The organism is Geodermatophilus sp. SYSU D00766, assembly GCF_054049915.1.
Genome location: NZ_JBJGYI010000044.1, coordinates 15058 through 36253, shown reverse-complemented (window position 1 = coordinate 36253; position 21196 = coordinate 15058). Strand labels below are relative to the sequence as shown.

Genomic DNA, 21196 nt, shown 5'->3' with positions numbered 1-21196 from the left:
GAAGATCATGAACACCCCGCCCCTCAGCAGGCGGGGCGGGGGGGTGAGCGGGGAGTGGTGGTGGGGGTCGGAGGCGGGCGCGCGCCGCGGGCGGCGCGCGCCCTGCAGCTCCAGCACCGTCCGGGGCGCGGCCAGCAGCAGGAACCAGGTGACGACGGCGGCGAAGGCGGCCTGACCCGCGGCGGGCAGCCAGGCGGTGGCCCCGGCGACGACCGCGCCGGTGGCCAGCACCGCCCACAGCCCGAAGAAGTTGCGGATCTGCAGCAGCAGGAGCGCCAGCAGGGCCAGTCCCGCCCACAGGACCCCGGCGGCGTGCCCGGCGGCGAGCAGGGCCGCCGCGCCCAGGCCGAACAGCGCGGGGCCGACGTAGCCGGCCGCGCAGGTGAGCACCATGCCCGGGCCGGTGGGGCGGCCGGCGGACACGGTGAGCCCCGAGGTGTCCGAGTGCAGCCGGATGCCGGCCAGGCGGCGGCCGGTGGCCAGTGCCGCCAGCCCGTGGGCGCCCTCGTGGGCGATGGTCACCACGGTGCGGGTGGGCCGCCACAGACCGGGGCTGGCCACCACGACCAGCGCGACGACGGCGGCGCCGGCGACCACCGCCGGCGGGAGGGGGGCCACCGCGGCGGCGCGGGTCCAGAGGCGCTCGAGGAGGTCCACCGGACGGAGTCAACCGCACGGGTCTGTGAGCTCCAGGAACGCGGCAGCCGGGCGTGTGCGCCCGCCCATCCACTCGACGATCGTCGTCCGTTATCCCCAACTACTCCTCGTTTTTTCGGCAGGGAAGACCGACAGCGAGAGCGGGGGAGGTCACAGCCGGGGACCGTGCACCACCCGTGCCCGCGCGTCGATCCTGGTCGCGTGTCCTCGCCGTCCGCCCTGGCTCCCGAACGCCTGCCGGTCACCGTCTCCTTCACCCGCCGCGCCGACCCGGCGCACACCCGGGAGATGACGGCCTGGATCCGCGCCGGCCTGACGATGGCCGAGTCGTTCCCCGGCTTCCTCGGCGGCGGATGGGTCCGCCCCCGCAACGGGTCCGACGAGTGGCACATGCTGTGCCGGTTCACCCACCACGAGGCGCTGGAGGCCTGGGAGGCCTCCGCCGAGCGGGCGTGGTGGCTGCGCTCGGCCGAGGGGCTCGCCGAGGTCACCCGCACCGAGCGGCGCACGGGCATCGAGGGCTGGTTCGACGTGCCGGTCGGCACCGAGGTGGTGCCCCCTCCGCAGGCAGCCGCTCCGCCGCGGTGGAAGCAGGCGACGACCATCTGGCTGGTCTTCTACCCGCTCAACCTGCTGGCCACGGTGACCCTCGGCGTGTGGCTGGCCGACCTGCCGGTGGCGCTGCGGGTCGCCGTCGTCACGCTGACCCTGACGCCGCTGATGACCTACCTGCTGCTGCCCTGGATCACGCGCCGCCTGCAGTGGTGGCTCACCGGGCGTCCCTGGCGCGCCCGGCGCGGCTGAGGTCGTCACCGGCGCTCGGTGGGGGAGCGGGGCGGTCGTAGCGCCGAGGCGGCGGTCCCGCTGAGATCGCGCCGCCGACCGTCCGGGCCGCACCGGGGTGGCCGCCTCGCGGGTGCGACGACGCTCGCAGTCGGCCCGCCGACGTCCAGGAGCTGTTGTGCGGTGGGACGGACCGTACGGACTCATCCCGTTATCCCCAACTGTCACGGAACATCTATCGACGGGAAGACCGACACCTACCGGGCGAGGCCCCTTGCGCCAGGGGAGCGAGGCCGTCGTGGCGGCGCCGTGGCGGATCCCCGACGCGCCGGAGCGGCGCCGGTGACGGGTGGGCCGGAGCTGATCCGGTACCTCTGTGCGGGCGCCGGCGGTTCCGAGCTCGGGCGCGCGGCGGTGGTCGCCCTGGGCGACCGGCCTGCGCGAGCGATGGCGGACGACTCGAGCACGGCGGACCGGCGACTGCCGAGTGGCACGCCGGCAGGAGTACCACCATCGTCCGTTATCCCTAACAAAAGTTGACCATTACACGGAAAACCAAGGAACAACACCGACCACGGGGAGCCCCGGGCGACGTCCTCGTGGGGGAGGAGCGGCGCGGCGGTCACAGCCACGCGTCCGGACAGCCTGGGGGGAGTGCGGTCCTGGCAGGCTGACCGGGCCCGCCCTCCGCGCGGGCCGTCGCCGGGGGAGGCCGCCGTGGATCGCTCGCTGTACCGCACCGCGGCATCCCGCGAGGCGGTCCGTGCGTGGTGCGAGGGCCGGCTGGCCGAGTGGCCGACGGCGCACGAGCGGTCGGAGCTGGACACCCGGCTGGGCGCCACGGACCTGGTCGTCGCCGGTCAGGGCGAGACGACCGTGCTGTACCTGCCCGGGACGAACGTCAGCGCAGCCACCAGCCTGCCGGTGCTGTCGGCGCTGGCCGCCGGTCGCCGGGTCGTCGCCGCCGACGTGCCGGGTCAGCCGGGGCTCTCGGCCGGCGTGCGCCCGTCCGGTGACCGCCTGGCCGGCTACGGCGCCTGGGTCGGGGAGCTGGTGGCTCACCTGCACGCCGGCCGCCTGGTCCTGGTGGGGCACTCCCTGGGGGCGGCGATCGCCCTGGCCGCCGAGCCGGACGGTGTGGCCGGGCTGGTCCTGGTCGACCCGGCCGGGGTCGTCCGGCTGCGGGTCGGGGCGTCCGTGCTCGCCGCGACCGTGCCCTGGCTGCTGCGGCCGACCACCGCGCGCAGCGCCCGCCTGGTGCGGCAGCTGCACGGGCCCGGACGCCACCGGGCGGACGACGAGGTCGAGTGGATGACGCTGGTCGCCCGCAGCACCCGGACGTCCGCGGCTCCCGGTCCGCTGCCGGCGTCGGTGCTGCGGCGCTGGCGAGGGACACCGCGGGCGGTGCTCTCCGGTGAGCGCGACTGCTTCCTGCCCGTGCCGCGTCTCCGGGACGCCGTCCGCCGCCACCTCGACGTGGAACTGCAGGTGCTGCCCGGGGCCGGTCACATGGCGCCCGACGAGCAGCCGGAGGCGATCGTCGCGGTCGTGGACGCGCTCGGAGGACACGGCGCCGATGCCGGGTGAGCGCGCCACTCGTCCGGCATGACGCCGTCGTCGCGGCGCGGTGGAGGGGTGCTCAGGGGGCAGGTCCCCGGATGCTACTTGACATAATGTGCATTATCGGCGTGACGGATCGGGTGCTCGGGAAGGGGTTCGAGGCCGGTCGCCCGGCCGGTCGGTATCACTGACGGATCCGTCGCATGGCGTCGACGTGCATCCGCGCAGACGACACCAGTGGACGTCCACGAGCGACGGCGACGTGTGCCCGGATCCCGCCCGCGGGATCCGGCGACCCCAGCACTCGACGACCCCAGCACTCGACGACCCCAGCACTCGACGACCCCAGCACCCGGCGACCCCGGCTGGCGGTTCGGCGCCCGTCGCCTCACGCGCCGGCTCGTCGAGGCACCCGGCTCCATCCGGCGGCTGGGCCCCGACCCGGAGTGCCGACGTCCTGGACCCGAGACGACGTCACGACCGGGCGTGCACACCGTTGCCGGCCCACTCCCCTCGACCTCCTCGACCACCCGTTATTGCGTCACCGTGACGTAATGACGGTGGTGTCGGCGGCTTCGACGGGCGGTGTGCCCGGTGCCTGCTTAGGGTCGGGTGCATGGAACTCCGACGTCCGCTCGCCGCCCTCCTGACCGCGCTGGCGCTGTTCGGGGGCGGCGCGACGGTGACCGCCTGCCAGGCCGCCGGGGACGGGCAGAACGACGGCACGACCGACGACAACAGCAGCAACGACAGCGGCGACGACCCGTCCGAGGACTCCCAGGACAACCTGCCCGACAACAGCAACGAGGACCAGGGCAACCCCGAGGACCAGGACGACGACACGCAGGACCCGGACTGACCCCGGACTGATCCGGACGGCGGCGGCCGGGGAACGGGTCGGCGGTCGGGTCAGCCGGCGCGCTCGGTGACCCAGAGCCGGTCGAGGCGGCCGGTGGAGTGCAGCAGGTCGGCCAGGGACCGCTCGAGCTCGGCCTTGGTGTGGCGCTCGCCGAGCAGGGTCTGCACGTCCTCGAGGGCGCAGCGGAGCTGGAACAGCCGGTCCTGCAGGCCGTCGAGGTCGGCGCGCTTGACGAGCACGACGTCGTCGGACAGGCCCGCCTTGGCCGTCGCCGACCGCTGCTCGTAGGCCCGCTGACGGCACGCCTGCCCGCAGTAGAGCCGGGGACGGCCCACCGACCCGGCCTGGGGCAGCACGCGGCTGCACCAGCCGCACCGGCGGTCGGTACCGCTCCCCTGCCCCGCCGTGCGGGGCGCCGGCGCCGGGTGCGTCGTCACCGGGCGCGCCGCCGTCTCCTCCACCGGGTGCTCGACCGCTCGCTTCGTCGCCCGTGCCGTGCCGGCCTCCCTCGTCCTGACCGCCTTCCGGGCCGTGCGCGCGGCCGCGCCGCGGACCTGCTGTTCTGCCACGGACCGGACGCTAGACGGCACCACCGACAGTCCCGGGTGACACGCCCGGGTGAGGCTCCGGAAGGGGCGCGGCGGCGTGTCGGGGGCCGCCGCTAGCGTGTCGCCCGTGGTCTCCGCCCGGTTCGCCTACCTCGACGGGCCGACGCCGCTGGCGATGGCGCACCGGGGCGGCGCGATCGAGCACCTGGAGAACACCATGCCGGCCTTCGAGGCCTGCGTGGCGATGGGCTACCGCTACCTCGAGACCGACGTCCGGGTGACCGCCGACGGAGCGCTCGTCGTCTTCCACGACCCGACGCTGGACCGGGTCACCGACCGCACCGGCCGCATCGAGCACCTGACGTGGGCCGAGGTCGCGCAGGCCCGCATCGGGGGCCGCGAGCCGGTGCTGCGGCTGGAGGAGCTGCTCGGGGCCTGGCCCGACGTGCGGTTCAACCTCGACATCAAGGCCGCCGGGGTGCTGGCGCCGCTGGTGCGCACGGTGCGCCGGATGGGGATGACCGACCGGATCTGCCTGGGCTCGTTCTCCGACGCGCGGGTGGCGGCCGCCCGGCGGGTGTTCGGGCCGTCGGTGTGCACGTCGCTGGGCCCGCGCGGGGTGGCGGCGCTGCGGCTGTCGTCGTACTCGCCGCGGGCGGCCGGGCTGGTGCGCGTGCAGGCCGGGTGCGCGCAGGTGCCGCTGCAGCTGGGCGGGCGGGCGCTGGTCGACGAGCGGTTCGTCGCCGCGGCGCACGCCCGCGGCCTGCAGGTGCACGTGTGGACCGTCGACACCCCGGAGGAGACGACGGCGATGCTCGACCTCGGCGTCGACGGGATCATGACCGACCGCCCGGCGATGCTGAAGGAGATCCTGCGGACCCGCGGGCAGTGGGTGCCCCGGTGAGCCGGTGGGCGCGGTGGCTGCGCACCTGGCGGCCTCCGGTGCCCCCGCTGCCGGACCACCTCGAGCCGGGACTGGGCGGCGACGACCCCGAGTGGTTCGCCCGGCAGCTGGCGATCGCCGCCGCGCCGCCGTGGCCGGTCTGGCTGTTCCTGCTGCGCCGCTGCTCCTGGCTGGTCGAGCTGTTCGGCCGGATCGAGGTCACCGGCACCGTCCCGGAGGAGCTGCGCCGCGGGCCGCTGCTGCTGGCCGCCAACCACGTCGGCGACTTCGACCCCTTCGTGATCGCCGTGGCGCTGCACCGGCTCGGCGTCGTGCCGCGGATCATGGCCACCGGCGGGATCCTGAGCGCGCCGGTGGCCGGGCCGCTGCTGGAGCGCGCCGGCGGCATCCGGGTCGACCGCGGCACCTCGCTGGCCCGGCACGCGGTGCGGGTGACCGAGGTCGCGCTGGCGCACGGCGGGCACGTGGTGGCCTATCCCGAGGGCCGGGTCGGGCTCGCCCCCGACGGCTGGCCCGAGCGCGGCCGCACCGGCACGGCGCGGCTGGCCCTGGGCGTGCGGGTGCCGGTGCTCCCGGTCAGCCAGTGGGGGGCGCAGGAGGTGCTCGCCTACGCCGACGACGTCACCAAGCTGCGCACCCTGGCGCGCTCGCTGCTGCGGCGTCCGGTGCTGCGGGTGCACGTCGGCCCGCCGGTGGTCCTCGAGGACCTGGAGCCGGGCCGGGTCGGGGACGCCCACCGGGCGCGGGTGCGGATCGCCGCGGCGATCACCCGGGGGCTGGTGCCGCTGCGCGCGGCGGGCCCACCGACGGCGCCCGACCCCACCCGGCCGACGACGGGGGTCGCGGCCTTCCCCGGCGGGATCGTGCCGACGGACGTCCCGTGACCCGGCGCGGGACGGGACATCCCGTGACCGGCCGGTGCTGGAGTTGCCCGGCCCCGTTTGGCACCCTGCGCCGGTGACTCCCGACGTCGACGCAGCGCCCGCCGATCCCGCGCTGCGCCGCGAGCGCTTCGGCTGGTACTCCTACGACTGGGCGATGTCGGTGTTCAACACCAGCGTCACCACCGTCTTCCTGGGCCCGTACCTGACCAGCGTCGCCGAGGACGCCGCCGGCGCCGACGGGCGGCTGCCCTTCCTGGGGCTGTCGATCCCGCCGGGCAGCTGGTTCTCCTACGTGCTGTCGTTCTCGGTGGTCCTGCAGGTCGTCGTGCTGCCGCTGACCGGTGCCGTGGCCGACCGCAGCGGGCACAAGCGGCGGCTGCTCGGCGCGCTGGCCGGCCTGGGTGCGCTCGCGGCGACGTGCCTGTTCTTCGTCGCCGACGGGCGCTACCTGCTGGGGGCGGCGCTGTTCGTCGTCGCCAACGTCGCCTTCGGCGCGGCCACCGTCGTCTACTACTCCTGGCTGCCCGACCTGGCCTCCCCCGACGAGCGCGACGCCGTCTCCAGCCGCGGCTGGGCGTTCGGCTACGTCGGCGGGGCGCTGCTGCTCGCCGTCCACCTGGGCCTGTTCCTGGGCGCGGGGTCGCTGGGGCTGACCGAGGGCGAGGCGGTGCGCATCTGCCTGGCCACGGCCGGCCTGTGGTGGGGGTTGTTCACCCTGGTGACGGTCTCCCTGCTGCGCGACCGGCCGCCGGTGTCCGGGCACGGCGGCGCGGCCCCGAGCGGGTTCCGTCAGTTGTGGGCGACGCTGCGGGGGATGCGGGCGTTCCCGCTGACGCTGTGGTTCCTGGGCGCCTACCTGCTGTTCAACGACGGCGTGCAGACGGTGATCTCGCTGAGCGCCACCTACGCCAGCGAGGAGCTGGGGCTGTCGCAGTCGGTGCTCACCGGCGCCATCCTCATGGTGCAGGTGGTCGCCGTGTTCGGGGCGCTGGGGCTGGGCCGGGTGGCGGCCCGCTACGGCGCCCAGCGCACCGTGCTGGGCTGCCTGGTGGCCTGGACGGCGGTGCTGGTGGCGGCGTACTGGCTGCAGGAGGGCGCGGTGGCGCAGTTCTACGCGCTGGCCGCCGTCATCGGGCTGGTGCAGGGCGGCACCCAGGCGCTGTCGCGGTCGCTGTTCAGCCACCTCATCCCGGCCGGCCGGGAGGCGGAGTACTACAGCTTCTACGAGATCAGCGACCGCGGGACCAGCTGGCTGGGGCCGCTGGCGTTCGGCCTGACCTACCAGCTCACCGGCTCCTACCGGTACGCGATCATCAGCCTGGTGGTGTTCTTCGTGGCCGGGTTCGCGCTGCTGGCCCGGCTGCCGATGCGGCGGGCGGTCGTGGCCGCCGGCAACACCCCGCCCGAGCGGCTGTGAGCGGTCCGGCACCGGCGTCGGTGCCGGCGTCGGGAGACCGCCGCCGCTCCCCCGCCCCGGCGCACCTGCGCTTCTTCCACGGGCCGATGGACTGCGGCAAGTCCACCCTGGCGCTGCAGGTCGACCACAACCAGAGCCGGCAGGGCCGCTCGGGGCTGCTGCTGACCCAGGGCGACCGCTCGGCGCGGCCGCAGATCAGCTCCCGGGTGGGCCTGGCGCACGACGCGGTGGAGGTCGACGCCGCCACCGACTTGATCCTGCTGGTGCGCGGCCGCTGGGCCGAGGGCACCCGGGTGGACTACCTCATCGTCGACGAGGCGCAGTTCCTCACCCCCGGGCAGGTCGACCAGCTCGCCGAGCTCGTCGACGCCTCGCACGTGGACGTGTACGCCTTCGGCCTGACCACCGACTTCCGGGCCCGGCTGTTCCCGGGCACCCAGCGGCTGCTGGAGGTCGCCGACGACGTGCAGCGCATCCAGGTGGAGGTGCTGTGCTGGTGCGGCGCGCCGGGGCTGCTCAACGCCCGCGTCGTCGACGGGCAGATGGTGCGCGAGGGCGCGACGGTCGTCGTCGCCGACACCGCCCCCACCCCGGTGCCCGAGACCGACCACACGCCCGGCCCGGAGGTGCACTACCAGGTGCTGTGCCGCCGGCACCACGTGCTCGGCCAGCTGGGACCCACCGCGGCCGGCCCCGGCCAGCTCGAGCTGCCCTGACCCCTCTCCGGGCGGCACGGCTCCCCCGTCCGGGGGGCGGTACGCGCCCCAATACCACTCCATGCGATGATGGGGAACCGACTCAGCGGAATCTATCCGCGAAATCCGTCGTTGGTCTCCTTGACTCCCCGCGCGGTGGGTACTGCCTGCTGCGACGAGGACACCTGACCGACACCACCAGCACGAGAGGACGGTGTGCCATGGGCGAGCGTTCCCTGCGGGGCAGCCGACTGGGCAGCGTCAGCTACGAGACCGAGCGGAACACCGCTCCGATCGAGCGCCAGTACGTCGAGTACAAGTGCCCCTCGGGCCACCAGTTCACCGTTCCCTTCGCCGACGACGCCGAGGTGCCCGACACCTGGGAGTGCAAGTTCGACGGGGCGGCGGCCAAGCTGGTCGGCGGCGCCGAGCCGGCCCCCAAGAAGGTCAAGCCGCCGCGGACCCACTGGGACATGCTGCTGGAGCGCCGCTCCGTGGAGGACCTCGAGGAGGTCCTGGCCGAGCGCCTCGAGGTGCTGCGCGGCCGGCGGACCCGCGCCAGCTGAGACGGATCCCCTGCACGACCCCTGCACGACCCGGACGGCCCCGGTGGGACACCCCACCGGGGCCGTTCCGCGTCCGGGGACCGGTGGGTCCCCGGCGCCGCTGGTCAGCCGCGGGGGCCGGTGTCCACGACGTCGCCGGCGACCTCGCCCTCGATCACCCGGGTGGCACCCGACGGGCGCGGGATGGTCGCGCCGGGCACGCGGGCGCTGCGCACCCGCACCGGCCCCGCGGGGACCAGCCCCAGCCGGGCGGCGATCCCGCGGCCGACGGCGGCGCGCACCAGCGGGCGGGTGACCGGCAGCAGGCACAGCAGCCCGACCAGGTCGCCGAGGAACCCCGGCAGCACCATCAGCACCCCGCCGACGGCGACCAGCCCGGCGTCGGAGGCCGTCAGGCCTCGCTGCAGGGTCCCGCCGCGAGCCTGCGAGCGGTGGAGGGCAGCGAGGTCCTTCATCTGGCGGGCGAGCAGCGCCCAGCCGAGCACGGTGGTGGCCAGCGCGGCCAGCACCGTCGCGCCCACCCCGATCCAGCTCGCGACCAGTACGAAGACGGCGATCTCGGCGAGGGCCCACAGCCCCGCCAGCAGCCGGACCCGGCGTCCTGCGGCTCGTCCCACGGTGTGTCTCTCCCCGGCCCGCTGCGCGGGCGGCCCGGGCCCGCCTACCGGGCCTCGCTGGACCGCCCGCCGTCGCGGACCCGTCCCGGTACGGCGCGGCGGACCCGTCCCGGCAGCCGGTCGGCCAGCCGGTCCTGCAGGCCCCACCACGTGACCCGTACCAATGCCTCCTCAACGATCGAGGCGGTCATCTTGCTCCGCCCGAACTCGCGTTCGCTGAAGGTGATCGGCACCTCGGTCACCCGGGCGCCCGCGCGCACCGCCCGCCAGGCCCAGTCGACCTGGAAGCAGTAGCCCTGGCTGGCCACCTCATCGAAGGGCAGCCGGTCGACCAGCTCCCCGCGCACCGCGCGGAACCCGCCGGTGGCGTCGGCCAGCGGCAGCCGCAGCGCCCAGCGGGTGTAGAGGTTGCCCACCCGCGACAGCAGCAGCCGCCGCCGCGGCCAGTCCTCCACCCGCCCGCCGGGCACCCAGCGGGAGCCCAGCACCAGGTCGGCGTCGGCGAGCGCGGCCAGCAGCAGGGGCAGCTGCTCGGGGTGGTGGGAGCCGTCGGCGTCCATCTCGACCAGCACGTCGTAGCCCTGCCCGCGGCCCCACCGGAACCCGGCGACGTAGGCCGGGCCCAGCCCGGACTTCTCCGTGCGCCGCAGCACGTGCACGCGGGCGTCCTCGGCGGCCAGCTTCTCGGCGAGCTCGCCGGTGCCGTCGGGTGAGCCGTCGTCGACCACCAGGGCGTGCGCGGTGGGGACGGCGGCGTGCAGCCGGTCCAGGACCGCCTCGAGGTTCTCCACCTCGTCGTAGGTGGGGACGACGACGAGGACCCGCGGCCCGGCGCTCACCGGCCGCTCCGGCGGGTGCTCCGGCGGGTGCTCCGGCGGGTGCTCAGCGCGGGGACGGCGACGGCGAGCACCGCGCCGGCGCCGAGCGCGGTCAGCGCCCACTCCGGGGCGGCGCCGAGGCGCTGGGCGAGGGTGGTGGAGTCGCGCTGGGCGACCTCCTCGACGAACACCGCGGGGGTGAACAGCTCCGAGCGGCGGACCAGGGAGCCGTCGGGGGCCACGACCGCGGAGATGCCGCTGGTGGCGGCGACGACGACGGTGCGGCCGAACTCCACGGCCCGCAGCCGGCTGGCGGCCAGTTGCTGCTCGCTCTCGTCGGTGTAGCCGAAGGTGGCGTTGTTGGTCTGGACCACCAGCATGCCGGCGCCGGCCTCCACGGTGTCGGCGACGAGGGAGTCGTAGACCACCTCGAAGCAGATGACGTCGCCGACCCGCGCGCCGCCCATGTCCAGCACCCCGACCTCGGTGCCGGAGGTGAAGTCGCGGCGGACGAGGTCGACCTTGTCGCTGAAGAAGCGGAAGAAGTCGCGGGCGGGCACGTACTCGGCCAGCGGCACCGGGTGGCGCTTGACGTAGGTCTGCCCCGGCCCGGTCCGCGGGTCCCATACGATCCCGGTGTTGGACAGGTGCTCGCCGGGGCCCTCCACGACCGCGCCGACCAGCAGCGGCGCGCCGATCGCCGCGGCGGCGCGGCTGATCTGCGCCGCGGCGTCGGCGTTGGTGTAGGGGTCGATGTCGGAGCTGTTCTCCGGCCAGACGACCAGGTCCGGCTGCGCCCGCTCGCCGGCGGCGACGGCCTCGGCGAGCTCCAGGGTGCGCTGCACGTGGTTGTCCAGCACCGCCCGGCGGCGGGCGTTGAACTCCAGCCCGGCCTCGGGCACGTCGCCCTGGATCACCGCGACGGTGCGGGTCGGGCCGCCGTCGGTGAGCGAGGGGCCGGGCAGCGGCAGCCACGCGGCGGCGCCGAGCAGGGGGACCACCGCCGCACCCGCCAGCGCCGCGGCCGCCGCCCGCCGGGCCGGCCGGCGGCCCTCGGGGGCGGCGCTGCGGACCCGGGCCAGGGCCAGCACCGCGGCGGCCAGCAGCGTGCCGGTCAGCGCGACCGCGAAGGAGACCAGCGGCACCCCGCCGTAGGCGGCCAGGGCGAGCAGCGGCCCGTCGGTCTGGCTGGTGCCCAGCCGGCCCCAGGGGAACCCGCCGAGCGGGACGCGGCCGCGCAGCGCCTCGTCGGCCACCCACAGCGCCGCGGTCCACAGCGGCCACCAGCGCAGCCGGGACACCGCCGCCGTCGCCGCGCCCAGGGCGGCGAGGAACAGCGCCTGGGAGACGGCCAGCGCCAGCCAGGGGAAGGCGCCGACGTAGACGCCGGTCCACGACAGCAGGGGCACGAAGAACGCCAGCCCGCACACCAGGCCCAGCCAGGCGCCGACCCGGGCGCGCTGCCCGTGCACGGCCAGCGCGAGCGCCGCCGGGCCCAGCACCGCCAGCGGCAGCACCGCGTACCCGGGGAAGGCCAGCAGCGCCGCGAGCCCGCCGGCGGCGGCCAGCACGGTGCGTCCGGCCAGCCCCCGCCACGACGGCCAGCCCGGGGTCGCCCGCCGGGGGCGCTCGGGTGCGCCGGAGGCGGCGTCGAGCGTGCCCGCCGCGGCTGCTGGTGGCACCGCTGTCCTCCCCGCGACGTCGTGCCGCGGACCCGCGGCTGGCGCTCGCACCCGGGCACGGCCGCGGGCGCGGACCACGGCGTGGTCCACCGACCAGCATCCCATCCCGCGGTGCCGGACCGGGCGCACGACCGGCGGCGGTCCCCCGTGCGTGCGGTGACCGCACCCGGGGCGTCTCCCCGCTACAGCGACAGGACCTCACCGGCCACGACCAGCTGCGCGCAGCGCGGCCGGGCCCGCGAGCCCAGCACCGCGGCCAGCGCGGCATCGGTGGCCCACAGCGCCAGGTCCGCCGGTGCGCCGACCGCCAGCGGCCCGGTCGGGGTCTCGGCGCGCACGGCGTGCCAGCCGCCGTGGGTGGCCGCGTCGAAGGCGTCGAAGGGGCGCAGGCCCGCGCCGGGGGTGCGGTGGTCGACCGCGGCGTGCACCCCGCCCCACGGGTCCAGCGGGGTCACCGGGGCGTCGCTGCCCAGCGCGAGCGCGACGCCGGCGTCGGCGAGGTCGGCGAACGGGTTGGTCGCCAGCGCCCGCGCCACCCCCAGCCGCTCGGCGTACATGCCCGCGTCCCCGCCCCAGGCGGCGTCGAAGGCCGGCTGCACGCTGGCCACCATCCCCCAGGCCCGCATCCGCTCCACCGCCTCCGGCCCGGCCATCTCCACGTGCTCGAGGCGGTGCCGGCAGGCGCGCACCGCGGCGGGGCCGAGCTCGGCGACCACCGCGCCGACGGCGTCGAGCACCTGGTCGACGGCGGCGTCGCCGATGCAGTGGAAGCCCGCCTGCACGCCGGCCACCGTGCACGCGCGGACGTGGTCGACCAGCGAGGCGGTGTCGAAGCGCAGCGCTCCGGCGGTGTCGGGGCGGTCGTGGTAGGGGCTGCCCAGCGCCGCGGTGTGCGACCCCAGGGCGCCGTCGCAGAACAGGTCGCCGCCGGCGCCGGCCAGGCCGAGCTCGGCGACCAGGTCCAGCCCGCCCCGCTCGGCGAGCTCCCCCCAGTAGCCGACCACCCGCGGTCCGGGGCGGTCGGCGGCCAGGGCCAGCAGCGCGCGCAGGTCCGCGGCGCTGGACACCTCCGGGCCGGCCATCTCGTGCACGGTGCCGATGCCCAGCCGGGCGGCCTCGGCCAGCGTGGCGGCCTGCGCGGCGGCGCGCTGCGGGCCGCTCACCGCGCCGTAGGCGGCCTGCCGGGCGGCGTGGTGGGCGTCCAGCCGCAGCTGCCCGTCGGCGGAGAACCCGGGCAGCGCGTCGATGCCGGGCACCCGGTCCAGCAGCGCGGTGGACACCGTGGCCGAGTGCACGTCGACCCGCGCCAGGTACGCCGGGCGGTCCCCGACGACGGCGTCGAGGTCGGCGCGGGTCAGGCCGCGGCCCTCCGGCCAGCCGGTCTCGTCCCAGCCGGTGCCCAGCAGCACCCCGGGCGGGGCGCCGACCGCGGCCGCCGCGACGGCGGCCAGCGCGTCGGCGAGGCTAGACCTCGAGTGGAGGTCGAGACCGGTCAGCGCCAGCCCGGTGGCGGTGGCGTGCACGTGGGCGTCGACGAACGCCGGGGTCAGCAGCGCACCGTCGCCGGGCAGCACCCGCCCGGCGGCCGGGGCGTCGCCGGCCGCGCCGAGCCAGGCGATCCGCCCGCCGACGACGTGCACCGCCCGGCCGGGACGGTCGCCGACGGTGACGTCGCGGACCAGCAGGTCCGGCGGGGTGGTCATGGCGGTGAGCATGACGGCGCCCCGGGACCGCCCCCGCCCCGGGTGGCTCCCGCTCCGGGTGGCTCCCGCTCCGGGTGGCCGGGGGCGGACAGCGGCGGTAGGCAGGACCGGTGCCCGACGGGGAGCTGCTGACCACCCGGTTGCGGCTGCGCGCGTGGACCACCGGCCGCGACGACCTGGCCCGGCTCACCGACCTCTACGCCCGCCCCGAGGTCACCCGCTGGCTCGGCGGCACCCCCTCGGTGGGGCCGGTGGAGCTGGTCGGCCGGTGGGCCGAGGTGACCCGCGCCGACCCGCGCTTCGGGTGCTGGGCGATCGAGGTCCGCGGCGAGCCGCCCGTCGTCGCCGGCACCCTGCTGCTCAAGCCGCTGCCCGACGGCGTCGGGGAGGTGGAGGTGGGCTGGCACCTGCACCCGGACTGCTGGGGCCGCGGCTACGCCACCGAGGCCGCGCGGGCGGTGGTGGAGCGGGCCTTCGGCGCCGGCCTGCCCGAGGTCTACGCGGTCGTCCGGCCCGGCAACACCGCCTCGGTCGCCGTCTGCCGGCGACTGGGCATGCAGCCGCTGGGCCGCCTGCGCCGCTGGTACGACGTCGAGCTGGAGGCCTTCCGGCTCATGGCCCCGCCGGTGGTCGACTGACCCGTCAGTCCCCGGCCCCGACCTGTGCGACACAGGCCGCCACCGCGGCGTCGGAGGCGGCCTGCCGGGCGCCGACCTCCGCGTCGCTCAGCTCGCCGGGAGAGGCGATCCCATCCGCGGGGGTGACGCTGACGCCGCCGTCGCCGTACACCTCGACGGTGATCCCCTGCGGGGCGAGGCACGCGGCGAGGGCCTCGCGGACGGCGGGGTCGGTGAAGACGGCCTCGCCCAGCTCCCAGGCGGCGTACCGCGAGGACTCGTAGGTGAGCGTGATCCCGCGCAGCACGGTGGGGAACGACCCGCCCCGGACGATCTCGACCGTCTCCGCGCCGGCGACCGGCGGTGCCGCCACCGCGGCCACCAGGGCGCCCTCGGAGCCGGTCAGGTCGGTCCACACGTGGCCGATCGAGCGGTCGGGCAGGCGGACGGTCCCCGGCGAGTACCGCGCGCGGTCGCCGGGCTCACCGACGACGGCCAGCACCGGGACCGGGCCGGTGGTGTCGAGCAGCGACACGACCGCGTCCTCGGTGAACCGCTCGGGCGGGGCGAGCACCGTGAGCTCGGCGGGCGTGGCGCCGGCCGGGCCGCCGAACCAGGCGGCGACGCCCTGTCCCTGGTCGGCCCCCACGACGAGCGCCCAGCGGCGCCCGCCGGGCAGGTCGCCGGCGAACAGCACCTGCCGGCTCCCGGCCGGCGGGTTGAGCGCGGCGCCGTCGGCGCCCAGCGGCGCGGACCACTCGAGCGCCGCCACCCCGGCGACGAACGCGGCGTCGCCGGCGAGGGAACCGCGGGTCGGGAGGTCGGGGAGCACGGGGGCCGCCTGCACGGGAGGGCCCTCGGCGGCCTGGCCGGGGACGGGGCCGGCGTCGGGGAGGACCGCCGGCACCACCCCGGCCAGCACGGCGAGCAGCACCGCGACCCCGGCCCACGTCGCCCGCGCCCGCCGCTGCCGGCGGGACAGCGCGATCACGGCGTCGGCGGTGTCCACGCCCCGCGGCGCGGCGGCCTCCGCGGCCAGGCGCGCCAGGGCGTCCCGGACGTCGTGGTCGTCGAGGGCCAGGTCGGTCACGACGGGCTCCCATCGGGCAGGCGGGCGGTCCGGGGGCGCAGCGCCGCACGCACGGCCGCCAGGCCCCGGGCGGTGTAGGAGCGGACGGTGCTGGTCGAGCAGCGCAGCACCCGGGCGGTCCCGGTCTCGGTGAGGTCCTCGGGGAACCGCAGGACCAGCACGGCACGGACCCGGGGGGAGAGCAGGTCCAGCGCCCGCCCCAGCTCGTCGCCCAGCGCGTGGGCGTCCTGCCAGTCCCCGACGGGGACCTCGGGCAGCGTCCCGATCACCTGCTCGCCGTGCCACAGCCGGCGCCGCCGGCTGAGGTGGCAGTTGACGAGCAGCCGGCGCACGCAGGCGATCGGGACGTCGGCCCGCTGCACGCGCCCCCTTCCCGAGCGGTGCTCCTGTCGAGGAGACCCGGCGGACGGCCCGGATCCGTGCGGCTCAGGCGGCCGCCGCCGGTGGCCGGCGCCGGCCGGTCAGCCGCGCGCGCAGCCGCGCCCGCCGGCGGGTGCGCACCCGCCGGCCGGCGGCGTCCTCGACGTCGCGCGCCGCGGCCTCGGCCAGGGTGGGCGCCGTGCCGCCCAGGTGCGCCGGCAGCCACCACCGGTCCTCGGGGCCGGCCGGCTGCTGCGGATAGGTCCGCTGCGCCTCGTCCAGCAGCGCCTCCATGGCCACCCGGGTGCGGGCCAGCAGCGCCGCCGTGGTCTCTCCCGGCTCGGGCACGATCGGCTCGCCGACCAGCACGGTGACCGCGCGGCCGCGGGTCAGGTCGACCGGGCGCTTCTTGGTGGCCACCCGGTGCCCGCCCCACACCGCGGCCGGCAGGATCGGCACCCCGGCCTGGATGGCCATCCGGGCCGCCCCCGCCTTGAGGTCCTTGACGGTGAAGCTCTGACTGATCGTCGCCTCCGGGAAGACCCCGACGACCTGGCCGTCCTTCAGCGCCCGCACCGCGGCGTCGAAGGCGGCCGCCCCGGCGGTGCGGTCGACCGGGATGTGCTGCATCGCCCGCATGAACGGCCCGGCGAACCAGTGCCCGAACACCGAGGCCTTGGCCATGAACCGCACCAGCCGGTGCCGCGGCAGCGCGGCGAGGCCGAGGAAGGTGAAGTCCAGGTAGCTGACGTGGTTGCTGCACAGCACCGCCCCACCCGACGCCGGCACGTGCTCGGAGCCGCGGACGTCGAAGCGCAGCCGCAGCAGCCGGAAGACCACCAGCGTCACCCGGATGACCAGCCGGTAGGGCGCGTCCCGGCGGTCGGGGCGCGGGCCGAAGGTGCCCCGCCGGACGACGTCGCGCCAGCTCGCGGTGTACATGGCCGGACCCTAACCGCACCGCCTGGGGACGTCCTGGGGTCGCTCAGGCCAGGGTCAGGTCGGCGGCGGCCCGCACCACGGCCGCCAGGTCCCCGCTCTCGCGGTGCACCCGCCGCTGCAGGTCCGCCCCGGTGCCGCGGGCCAGCACCGCCGCGACGCCGTCGGCCACCCGCTGCCGGTCCCCGGTCGCCTCCAGGGCGGGCGCGAGGTGCGCCAGCAGCGCCCCGACCACGTCGGCGGCCGGCGCCGGCCGCCCGGTGCGCGGGTGCACCAGGTCCCCGCTCGTCCCCGACCGGCCCGCCCGCCACGCGGCCACCCGCAGCACCTCCGCGCGCACCGCCGGCACCGCTCCCCCGGCCCGCCACTCCTCCACCGCGGTGTCGACCAGCGCGCGCACCAGCCCGGCCAGGGTGACCGCGTCGGCCACCCGCAACGCGACGTCGGCCACCCGCACCTCCACCGTGGGCCAGCTGCGCGACAGCCGGGCGTCGAAGTACACCTGGCCGGCGTCGACGATCGTCCCGGTCGCCACCAGGTCCTCGACCAGCCGGTGGTAGCCGGCGGCGTCCCCGAAGGGCTCGGCGGCCCCCGCCGAGGGCCAGCGGCTCCACTCCTGCGAGCGGTAGCTGGCATAGCCGCTGTCCGCGCCGAGCCAGAACGGGGAGTTGGCGGTCAGCGCGGTGAGCACCGGCAGCCACACCCGGATCCGGTCCAGCACGGCCACGCCCTCCTCGTCGTCGGCCACCGACACGTGCACGTGGCAGCCGCAGGTCAGCTGGTCGCGCGCGAGCAGGCCGAAGGTCTCCTCCATCCGGCCGTAGCGCCGCCCCGGCGTCGGCTCCGGGGCGACGGCGACCGGCGAGCTCGCCAGCGCGGCCACCCGCGCCCCGACCGCGCGGGCGGCCGCGTCGGCCCGGCCCCGCCAGGAGCGCAGCTCCCGGTCGACCTGCGCCAGCCCGGTGCACACGGCGGTGCCCAGCTCCAGCTGCTGCCGCTTGAGCTCGGGGACCAGGTGCCCCGCCGAGCCCTCCGTGCCGGCGTCGCTGCCGCGCTCGTGCTCCTCCGGGGTCTCCCCCTCCCCGCGGCGGGAGGCCACCTCGAGCGCCTCGGGCCCGAGCGGCACCGGCGTCCCGGCCGGGCCGACGACGAGCAGCTCCTCCTCGACCCCCACCGTGCGCACCCGGACATCGTTCCCGCGCGACCACGGCACCGCAGCCGGACGCCTCCCCGCCCCCGGATCGAGTCCGACCGATCCGCTCGTTTGAGGGGTGCCTTGGGCGTCATCGTCGCTCTTGGCTTGCACGAGAATTGTCGTCATTGTTGGGGATAACGGGTATGGTGGGGAGGTGAGCCGGACGTGGCAGGGACCCCTCCCGGAGATGCCGTCGGTGCCCGCGGCCCGCGAGTGGGCGCGGCTGGAACCCCCCGAGGGCTACGCCGTGCAGTGGCGGCGGCTCGTCGACGCCGCGCTGGAGCTGGGCCTGGGCCCCGAGGAGCTGGCGAGCGGCGGGATGGACGACGTCGCCGCGGCCCGCGGCTGGAAGCCGGCCACCGTCACCCTGTACAGCAAGGTCGCCCGCTACGGCGGTGTCCCGCTGCCGACGCCGCCGACCCCCGAGCCCGACCCCCGCAGCCTCGACCTGCGGCCGTTGACCGAGGTCCGCAGCGAGCAGCCCGAGCACCTGCGCACCGTCGTGTGGTGCGCGATCGCGCTGCACTGGCCGGCGCCGGTGGGCACCTTCCGCGACCTGCGCCGCGACCAGGTGCACCCGACCGCACGGCGGCTGGTGGTGCACACCGACGACGGCGAGTGGGCGGTGCCCGGCGCGCTGACCGCCTGGCACGCGTGGGAGACGGTCCGCAACCGGTTCCCCGCGCTGGCGGAGAGCGTGTGGGTGCTGCCGGCGCTGCGCCGTGGCCCGGGCTTCGCCTCCGAGGTGGGCGGGCGGCTGTCCAGCCAGGCGCTGCAGGTCACCTTCGCCAAGCACGCCGTGCGCACCGCGCTGTACCTGCGCGGGTCGACCACCGGCCGGCGGCGGCAGCAGGCCGAGGCGCTGGCCGCGGTCTACGAGACGCTGTCCTACGACTCCTACCGCCGGCTGGCCCTGGCCGCCGGCACCGAGCCGGTGGCCCCCCGGGGAGCGGTCCGGGCCGAACGGGCCGCACGCGCCAACCGGGCGTCCGCTGCCCCGGCGACGGCCGCGGACTGACCCCTCCCCTCCCCCGCGCGGGTCAGAGCAGCGACAGCTGCCCCGGGACGCCCCCGGGCGGCGGCGCCGCGCGCCTCCCGCCTCGCCGCACCGGCCGGGCCTCGCCCGCCGGAGGCAGGCTGCCGGCCGGGAACGCGGCCTCACCGTCACCGGGCACCCCCGACGGCGCCTGCCCGGCCCGCGCCTGCCCGCTCGCGTGCCGGTCCAGGCCGTGCCGGCGCAGCAGCGGCTCCACCCGCTCGGCCAGCCACGAGCGGTACTCCGCCGGCACGTGGGCGCCGCCCCGGTAGAGCTGCCGGTAGCGCGGCACGAGCGCGGGGTGCTCGCGCGCCAGCCAGGCGGAGAACCACTCGCGGGCGCCCGGCCGCAGGTGCAGCGGGACCACGGTGACCCCCGTGGCACCGGCCGCGGCGACGGCCGCCAGCGCGGCGTCGAGGTCGGCGAGCCGGTCGGTCAGGCCGGGCAGGACCGGCGCCAGGAACACCCCGCACGGCAGGCCGGCGTCGGTGACCGCGCGGACCAGGTCCAGCCGGGCGCGCGGAGAGGGCACCCCGGGCTCGAGGGAGGCGTGCAGGTCGTCGTCCCAGATGGCCAGGGAGACACCGAAGCCCACCGGGACGTCGCGGGCGGCGTCGGCCAGCAGCGGGACGTCGCGGCGCGCCAGGGTGCCCTTGGTGAGGACGGAGAACGGCGTCCCGGAGTCGGCCAGCGCGCGGATCACCCCCGGCATCAGCCGGTAGCGCCCCTCGGCGCGCTGGTAGGGGTCGGTGTTGGTGCCCAGCGCCACGTGCTCGCGGCGCCACGACGGCCGCGCCAGCTCCCGGCGCAGCACCTGCACGAGGTTGGTCTTGACGACGATCTGCGTGTCGAAGTCGCGGCCGCTGTCGAGGTCCAGCCACTCGTGCGTCGACCGGGCGTAGCAGTTGTGACTGATCACCCCGTTGGCGACGAAGTCGCCGGTGCCTGTCGTGATGTCGAACATCGGCATCTCCAGGCCGAGGTCCTGGATCTCGACGATGCGCAGATCGGCATCGCTCGTGACCGCGGTGCCCGCCACCCCGCACTTGCGCCGGATCGCCGGGTCGACGAGGTGGATGAAGCGCAGGTGCTCACGCAGACCCCCACGGACACGGACGCAGGTCAGTCCGTCGGGGCGGCGTCGGTCCTCGAGGACCGCATCGAAGCCCGAGGACACGAGCGCAGCCTGCGTGTGGCCCAGGATCTCGGGGTCGGTGTTGGCGATCCGCACCGTGTGCCCGCTGCGGCTGCCCTCGGCGTCGAAGATGCCGGCGAGGAAGCCGCGTCGCCACGCGTCACTCGGCCGGTCCGGCCACGCGATGTGCTCGGTGATGCGGGCGACGCTCGCGGCCGCCGAGGTCCGGATCGCGGTGAGTGCACGTCGGGTGGGTGTGGCCGCCGAGAGGTCGCACCGGTCGGTGCGGATGCCGATCTCGGCCAGGTACGTCTGGGCGCGGTCCAGTCCCTCGGGATCGATCAGCGCCAGCCGGAAGCGGTGCTGATCGGCGTGTCGACGTCCGCGCCGCTGGTAGCGGTACACACCCAGGTGCCCGTCACCCCGGATCATCCCGGTGAGCCATCCTCGCCGGTACTCGGTGCAGTTCGGCGGCGTGGCACCGGACCGGCCGAAGCCGAGCAGCTCGTCGTTGGTCGTCAGGTGAGGACGCCGCGCGTGCCCCGACGTCGTCCCGGTGACGTGCTTCCACCCCCGTGCGCTGAGGAAGCGGTGGTCACCGCTGGCGATGATCTCCGTCCCGTCGGCGAGCGTCACCCGGTGAGCCGGCTTGGTCGTGCCCCAGTGCGCGAGCACCTCCGTCTCGACGTAGTGCCGGTAGGTCCCGCGGCGCTCGGTCCCGACGATCCGATCCCCGACGCGCAGATCGGCGATCGGTCGCTGGTCGCCGTCGGCCATGAGGACACGGGTGTCACCCGCGAGGCAGTACACGCACTGGTGCAGACAGCCCCGGTAGGGGTTGATCGTGTAGCGGAACGGCATGCGCGAGTCCGCGGGCACCTCGTTGAGCGCCGACCGGGCCAGCACCTCGTGCAACGTCACCCGGGAACTCCGGCACCTGCACGCTGCGCAGCAGACCGCGGGCGCTCGGCATGCCGGGCAGCAGCGTCCCGTCGTCGGCGTCCAGCCGCTGCCCCTCCCAGCGCACGGACCGATGCGAACACACGTTCGACGAGATGTCCAGTCGCCCCTGTCGGCGGTGAGCGGTTCGTCGCTTTCCCTATCAGGTTTTGCGGGTGTTGGGGATAACGG

At 76.5% G+C, this 21196-nt stretch carries 21 protein-coding genes; 10 read left to right on the top strand and 11 right to left on the bottom strand.

All coding sequences use genetic code 11. The annotated features are described in order from the left end of the window. The coding region (locus tag ACI8AD_RS22000) for a M50 family metallopeptidase (RefSeq protein ID WP_456872661.1) at nt 1–657 on the bottom strand (657 nt) is incomplete at its 3' end. Between the two features lie 201 nt (nt 658–858). Here ACI8AD_RS22000 and ACI8AD_RS21995 point away from each other — a divergent pair. The 3 genes from ACI8AD_RS21995 to ACI8AD_RS21985 all read left to right on the top strand — a co-directional run bounded on the left by ACI8AD_RS21995 (nt 859) and on the right by ACI8AD_RS21985 (nt 3859). Next, entirely contained in the window at nt 859–1461 is a 603-nt protein-coding gene (locus ACI8AD_RS21995) for an antibiotic biosynthesis monooxygenase (RefSeq protein ID WP_456872660.1), read from the top strand. Between the two features lie 696 nt (nt 1462–2157). Continuing rightward, nucleotides 2158–3027, top strand: coding sequence for an alpha/beta fold hydrolase (locus ACI8AD_RS21990; RefSeq protein WP_456872659.1), 870 nt, complete (start codon nt 2158–2160; stop codon nt 3025–3027). A 589-nt stretch (nt 3028–3616) separates the two neighbouring features. Continuing rightward, nucleotides 3617–3859: a hypothetical protein gene (locus ACI8AD_RS21985; protein WP_089403824.1), complete on the top strand. Its 243-nt coding sequence runs from the start codon at nt 3617–3619 to the stop codon at nt 3857–3859. A 50-nt stretch (nt 3860–3909) separates the two neighbouring features. On the opposite strand, the gene ACI8AD_RS21980 is transcribed toward ACI8AD_RS21985, so the two are convergent. After that, nucleotides 3910–4428 carry a hypothetical protein gene (locus ACI8AD_RS21980; protein WP_456872658.1) on the bottom strand — a complete coding sequence of 173 codons (519 nt, stop codon included), beginning with the start codon at nt 4426–4428 and terminating at the stop codon, nt 3910–3912. 106 nt (nt 4429–4534) lie between these two features. On the opposite strand from ACI8AD_RS21980, the gene ACI8AD_RS21975 reads away from it, so the two are divergent. The 5 genes from ACI8AD_RS21975 to ACI8AD_RS21955 all read left to right on the top strand — a co-directional run bounded on the left by ACI8AD_RS21975 (nt 4535) and on the right by ACI8AD_RS21955 (nt 8873). Then, nucleotides 4535–5311, top strand: coding sequence for a glycerophosphodiester phosphodiesterase (locus ACI8AD_RS21975; RefSeq protein ID WP_456872657.1), 777 nt, complete (start codon nt 4535–4537; stop codon nt 5309–5311). Continuing rightward, nucleotides 5308–6195 carry a lysophospholipid acyltransferase family protein gene (locus ACI8AD_RS21970; RefSeq protein WP_456872656.1) on the top strand — a complete coding sequence of 296 codons (888 nt, stop codon included), beginning with the start codon at nt 5308–5310 and terminating at the stop codon, nt 6193–6195. The genes ACI8AD_RS21975 and ACI8AD_RS21970 overlap by 4 nt, the downstream gene beginning before the upstream one ends. A gap of 73 nt (nt 6196–6268) precedes the next feature. Continuing rightward, on the top strand, nt 6269–7612 hold the full coding sequence (locus ACI8AD_RS21965) for an MFS transporter (RefSeq protein WP_456872655.1): 1344 nt from the start codon (nt 6269–6271) through the stop codon (nt 7610–7612). Beyond that, nucleotides 7609–8328: a thymidine kinase gene (locus ACI8AD_RS21960; RefSeq protein ID WP_456872654.1), complete on the top strand. Its 720-nt coding sequence runs from the start codon at nt 7609–7611 to the stop codon at nt 8326–8328. The genes ACI8AD_RS21965 and ACI8AD_RS21960 overlap by 4 nt, the downstream gene beginning before the upstream one ends. A 200-nt stretch (nt 8329–8528) precedes the next feature. After that, a complete protein-coding gene (locus ACI8AD_RS21955) occupies nt 8529–8873 on the top strand; it encodes an RNA polymerase-binding protein RbpA (protein WP_073419820.1) in 345 nt (114 codons plus the stop codon). 104 nt (nt 8874–8977) lie between these two features. On the opposite strand, the gene ACI8AD_RS21950 is transcribed toward ACI8AD_RS21955, so the two are convergent. The 4 genes from ACI8AD_RS21950 to ACI8AD_RS21935 all read right to left on the bottom strand — a co-directional run bounded on the left by ACI8AD_RS21950 (nt 8978) and on the right by ACI8AD_RS21935 (nt 13693). Further along, entirely contained in the window at nt 8978–9490 is a 513-nt protein-coding gene (locus ACI8AD_RS21950; RefSeq protein ID WP_456872653.1) for an FxsA family protein, read from the bottom strand. 44 nt (nt 9491–9534) lie between these two features. After that, nucleotides 9535–10329, bottom strand: coding sequence for a polyprenol monophosphomannose synthase (locus tag ACI8AD_RS21945; protein ID WP_456872652.1), 795 nt, complete (start codon nt 10327–10329; stop codon nt 9535–9537). Then, nucleotides 10326–11990: an apolipoprotein N-acyltransferase gene (gene lnt / locus ACI8AD_RS21940; protein ID WP_456872651.1), complete on the bottom strand. Its 1665-nt coding sequence runs from the start codon at nt 11988–11990 to the stop codon at nt 10326–10328. Before lnt ends, ACI8AD_RS21945 begins: the two co-directional genes overlap by 4 nt. 182 nt (nt 11991–12172) lie before the next feature. Next, nucleotides 12173–13693 carry an amidohydrolase gene (locus ACI8AD_RS21935; RefSeq protein ID WP_456872650.1) on the bottom strand — a complete coding sequence of 507 codons (1521 nt, stop codon included), beginning with the start codon at nt 13691–13693 and terminating at the stop codon, nt 12173–12175. Nucleotides 13694–13803: 110 nt separating this feature from the next. On the opposite strand from ACI8AD_RS21935, the gene ACI8AD_RS21930 reads away from it, so the two are divergent. Beyond that, the gene (locus ACI8AD_RS21930; protein WP_456872649.1) at nt 13804–14331 is read left to right on the top strand and encodes a GNAT family N-acetyltransferase; all 528 of its coding nucleotides are present in this window, start codon (nt 13804–13806) and stop codon (nt 14329–14331) included. A 4-nt stretch (nt 14332–14335) separates the two neighbouring features. Here the strand turns inward: ACI8AD_RS21930 and ACI8AD_RS21925 are convergent, their stop codons facing one another. The 4 genes from ACI8AD_RS21925 to ACI8AD_RS21910 form a co-directional block, all read right to left on the bottom strand. Continuing rightward, the gene (locus ACI8AD_RS21925) at nt 14336–15400 is read right to left on the bottom strand and encodes a hypothetical protein (RefSeq protein ID WP_456872648.1); all 1065 of its coding nucleotides are present in this window, start codon (nt 15398–15400) and stop codon (nt 14336–14338) included. Beyond that, entirely contained in the window at nt 15397–15762 is a 366-nt protein-coding gene (locus ACI8AD_RS21920) for a sigma factor-like helix-turn-helix DNA-binding protein (protein ID WP_456872647.1), read from the bottom strand. Before ACI8AD_RS21920 ends, ACI8AD_RS21925 begins: the two co-directional genes overlap by 4 nt. Before the next feature lie 64 nt (nt 15763–15826). Then, entirely contained in the window at nt 15827–16702 is an 876-nt protein-coding gene (locus ACI8AD_RS21915) for a lysophospholipid acyltransferase family protein (protein WP_456872646.1), read from the bottom strand. Between the two features lie 43 nt (nt 16703–16745). Further along, a complete protein-coding gene (locus ACI8AD_RS21910) occupies nt 16746–17882 on the bottom strand; it encodes a carboxylate-amine ligase (RefSeq protein WP_456872645.1) in 1137 nt (378 codons plus the stop codon). A gap of 166 nt (nt 17883–18048) precedes the next feature. On the opposite strand from ACI8AD_RS21910, the gene ACI8AD_RS21905 reads away from it, so the two are divergent. Then, entirely contained in the window at nt 18049–18912 is an 864-nt protein-coding gene (locus tag ACI8AD_RS21905) for a hypothetical protein (RefSeq protein ID WP_456872644.1), read from the top strand. A 22-nt stretch (nt 18913–18934) separates the two neighbouring features. Here ACI8AD_RS21905 and ACI8AD_RS21900 read toward each other — a convergent pair whose 3' ends face one another. Then, on the bottom strand, nt 18935–20986 hold the full coding sequence (locus tag ACI8AD_RS21900) for an intein-containing Rv2578c family radical SAM protein (protein WP_456872643.1): 2052 nt from the start codon (nt 20984–20986) through the stop codon (nt 18935–18937). Nucleotides 20987–21196: the final 210 nt, after the last annotated feature.